This is a genomic window from Salinadaptatus halalkaliphilus, assembly GCF_006543045.1.
Lineage (GTDB): Archaea > Halobacteriota > Halobacteria > Halobacteriales > Natrialbaceae > Salinadaptatus > Salinadaptatus halalkaliphilus.
The window spans coordinates 1-3,888 of record NZ_RBZW01000047.1 but is presented as its reverse complement, the minus strand read 5'-3'; the positions used below and the strand labels follow the sequence as shown (position 1 = coordinate 3,888).

Genomic DNA, 3,888 nt, shown 5'->3' with positions numbered 1-3,888 from the left:
TTCGGCGGAAACTATTTCGAAAACCGGGGAGAAAAGCGCTCAAACACGCTATCAAAGCTACACTGTGAAATCAACAAAGTGCTACACAAGAGCGAAGGACCTATGACCGGCACACCCGAAGAAAAGTACGAATCAAAGAAAGGTAGGCTTTGGGGACGAGACGATACCTTCGAAAAAGACGGATTGGTTCAGACCGGCGAAGTGACTGAACCAGAGGCAGAGGCTATCCAAGAACTCTGTGACGCATTCGACCCAGAGAAACTAGAGCGGCAAGAACACATAGAGAAAAAGAAAGACTTCGAAGTGGACAAGCAGAACGATAAGAGTTATTCCACACTCTGGGGGTGGATGTATCGGCTAAGTCGTATCAGCCGGGACTTGAAGAATGCCGATTTCACGGCTGATACGCTTCTCGAGGTCACACCCAAAGAACTGAATGATCTAATGGAGCGTGGATACTACAACGGTGAGGTTCCGAACTGCAGCGGAATGACGAAAAGTACGGTTCGGACGTACCAGTTTGCCCTTCGGATTTTCTACCGGTATCACAGTGATCTCGAGATAGACCCGCAAAGTATCGGTCTATTCAGTGAGCAAAACGACTCGGCCGTTGACCCGGACGATATGCTAACTCAAGACGAGATAGAGGCCATGAAGAACGCGGCGGAACACCCGCGAGATTTCATGATCTTCATGCTAGCGCTCTATACCGGAATGCGGGATACCGCACTTCGCACGTTACGGGTCAAGGACGTGAAACACCTGAACGACGAACACGAAAATGGAAAATATCGGTTCAATCCGAACGTCGATCATGGACTAAAGGGAGCTGATGATCGTAATGGGTGGCGACCACTATTGTTAGCTGAGGGAGCAGTACGCCAGTGGTTGAACAGCTACCACCCGGGCCGTCACAGAGACGATTTTGAAGACTGCTATGTAGTGACAGCGAAGCCGAATTACGGGTATGTCGATCCGACCGATAGTGTGAGTAATTCCACAATCCGGCGGACGCTGCGAAAAATCGCAGAGAAGGCTGAGGTGGACAAACCAATCAACCCGCACGCTATGCGGCACAACTTTGTGACCATCTGTAAACGTGACTACGACTTAGATAATGATACGATCAAATGGCTCATCGGCCATACTAAGGACTCGCGGGTGATGGAAACGACCTATAGCCACTTGTCAGACAAGGACTTTTCAGATAACGCTGAGGAAGCCTTTGATCTGAAAGAGGAGGAAGAACGGAGTACGCTTACGCCTAAGCGGTGTACTTGTGGGACCAAAGTCGAACCCGGTGCGAAAGCCTGTAGCAACTGTGGTATGATTTTTGCCCCGGACGCACAGGCGGCTCAGAGGGAAGCCAAAGAAAGCGTGAAAGAAGGATACAAACATACCGACCCCGACGACGACGAGACGATGGAAGAACTCGAGGCGATTGACGAAGCTCTAGACGATCCCGAAGTTATGAGCAAACTGGTTGAAAATGACGACGTGATGGATAAGATAGCCGGAAAGGTCGCAGAGAAAATGGCCGACGAATAGCGGTCTGACCGAGTTTTTGGTTTGAACTATCACCAACTGATATGACAGTGTAGACTAGAGAACCATCTATGGGACAGTTCTGCACATCTTGCGGGACGGACGTAGCTGCTCAAGCGAAGTTCTGTTCCGACTGTGGAAGCGAACTCGAGAATCAACCAATAGACGACTCACCCGAAAGTGCCACGGGTGAAACTGCAGCGTGTGATAAGTGCGAGACTCAAATCTCGCTTGACGCTATGAAGTGTCCACAGTGTGGGCATGAGCCGTCGAATAATGGAATCGGTCGGTGGATCTTGGGGATAATCGGCCTTCCCATGTTTCTGTTTAACACGCTATTCCTGTTGCTGATCCCGGTTGTCTATGTGATGGAAGGGGGCCTTCCGCTTGGGTCCACCATACTCGCACTATTCCTATTCGGCGTTCTCGCGTTCACTGGTGGGTTTATTCTCTATGCGATATACAAGGCACAGAGTTGGAAGCCGACCGAAGAACACCCGTTTGACGCTGATATAGGTGAGTAAGTTATCCGATGTTCTTTCCGTCGTCCCAATAGCAAACAGAATGGTTGTATAGCTGTTTGCACTCACGGCAGTACCCTTCTCGAGAGATCGGCCGGTTCAGGTTGATTCGGTGCCCAAATGGACACCGTAACACGTCGTCGCTCATTAGTGGAACCTCCCGAGTCCGGCCGGTTCCGTATCGCTGGATACATTGAACCGGTACCGATTCGACCGGCCACTGTCGTCTATCTCGAGGTTATAGATTTCCGCTAGTTCGTTCCGGTACATGGAGAACTTGCTACCAATCCCTGCCGCGTGAGTGACGCTAATACTCATGTCGTTGTTGTCAGCGACCCGTTCTAACACATCGCCTATCTCGCCAGCACTTCGCCACTTCTGAGCGTCGTCAGGATCGGACCGAACCCACTTGCCGATAACGTTCGCCCAATCTTCATTCTCGAGTGCGAACGTAGCGCGTTCGGTTTCCATCGTCTCGAGCAGGTCGTCAATACCGGCTACGTCAAGGCTATCAGCTACAATCTTCGCAAAGATCGCCCAATCAGCCATACGGTGGCTTGACGACATACTATCAATGTCGCGGGTGAGATATTCCGACAGAACCGTTTGCAGGTTATCCAGGTATGTGGACCACAGGAGATTCCTGTAATCGGTCACTTGGTTCAGGTAGCTTCCCATACCCACGAATCCGTCTTCTACCCGCTTGACGCGGAACACGAGCGTTCTATCGGCTACGTCGTCGCGTCTAAACGGTGGATCGCGGCTTGTGAGTGACAACCAGCACCGTGGCACTTCGCGGTGTAGTGTGTTCGTCGTATAGAGTTCTCTTTGATCTAGCCCGGCACCTGTGGCAACTGCAGCAAGTACGTCGTTCGCCCAATCTTCCCCGTCGTCATAGTTGTCTAGGAACGCGAGCGACTGATTGGACACCTTGGCGAGAAAGTCGTCTTTGTTATCCGGCATAACGCTCTCGCGGTAGTCGTCGCCATAGATGAACTTGCCAATACTTCGCTCAATGACGGTCTTACCACTCCCCTTCTCACCGACCCACGCCATGATCGGACGGGCGTTCAGTAGGTCAATGAACGGAAGCGTGTGCAAGTGCGTATAGAGTTGTTGCCGTTGCTGCAGTGGCGTTAACGCTGCTCGGTCGTCAAAGTTGACCCGATTACCGAACATTCGCATAATCGGATCGCCTTGGCCTAACCAGCGTGGCCGTTCTCCCGGTAGTTCGTCGGGAAGTTCGGGCCGTTCGTCGGACTCGAGATACCTATACGACTCTGCATAGTCGTCACTCAAGAAGAACACGTCCGTTCCGTTTGGTCGCCACTCTATGCTATCCTGTGAGACGGCATAATAGCCGTTCTCAAAGTCACTCACATAGAGTTCCTGATTGAACTCGTCGTAACACGCGAAGCGGAATACTTCTCGAGTCGGGGCACTGTGGCGGCTTTTGCTAAGAATGTCTTTACCGAGATTACGGGAGAACCGGCCAGCCTGTAGGTTGTACCGGTTCCACACCATATCTTGGAACTCTGTGGCGAAGGTCCGACGACCGGGATCGTCAACCCGATAGAGTTCCGTCTTTGGTTCATCGAAGTAGTACAACCGCCCGGCTTCCGTTTTGAAGAATTGACCCCGCCGTTTCAAGTCACCAACAACCACGTCGGCAACGACGGATTGCTTATCGGTTCCATCGAGCAGAGTCGCGTTCTTGTTGAAGGTGATGTATGAGTTTACCCCGAAGTCTCGACAGCCGGTACAGCGTGAGTCCGTGAGATCATCTCATTGTTGTTGACGACTCGGCGAAGTTCTTCGTAGG

General features: G+C 51.6%; 3 protein-coding genes. 2 read left to right on the top strand and 1 reads right to left on the bottom strand.

Annotated elements, in window-relative coordinates:
• A partial coding sequence (locus D8Y22_RS23165; RefSeq protein ID WP_217350892.1) for a tyrosine-type recombinase/integrase occupies window positions 1–1,548 on the top strand: 1,548 nt, incomplete at its 5' end.
• Between the two features lie 68 nt (window positions 1,549–1,616).
• Window positions 1,617–2,069 (top strand): zinc ribbon domain-containing protein, encoded by a 453-nt coding sequence (locus D8Y22_RS15200; protein ID WP_141465551.1) that lies wholly within the window; start codon window positions 1,617–1,619, stop codon window positions 2,067–2,069.
• A 144-nt stretch (window positions 2,070–2,213) separates the two neighbouring features.
• Here D8Y22_RS15200 and D8Y22_RS15195 read toward each other — a convergent pair whose 3' ends face one another.
• The gene (locus tag D8Y22_RS15195) at window positions 2,214–3,731 is read right to left on the bottom strand and encodes a hypothetical protein (RefSeq protein WP_141465550.1); all 1,518 of its coding nucleotides are present in this window, start codon (window positions 3,729–3,731) and stop codon (window positions 2,214–2,216) included.
• Between the last annotated feature and the right edge of the window lie 157 nt (window positions 3,732–3,888).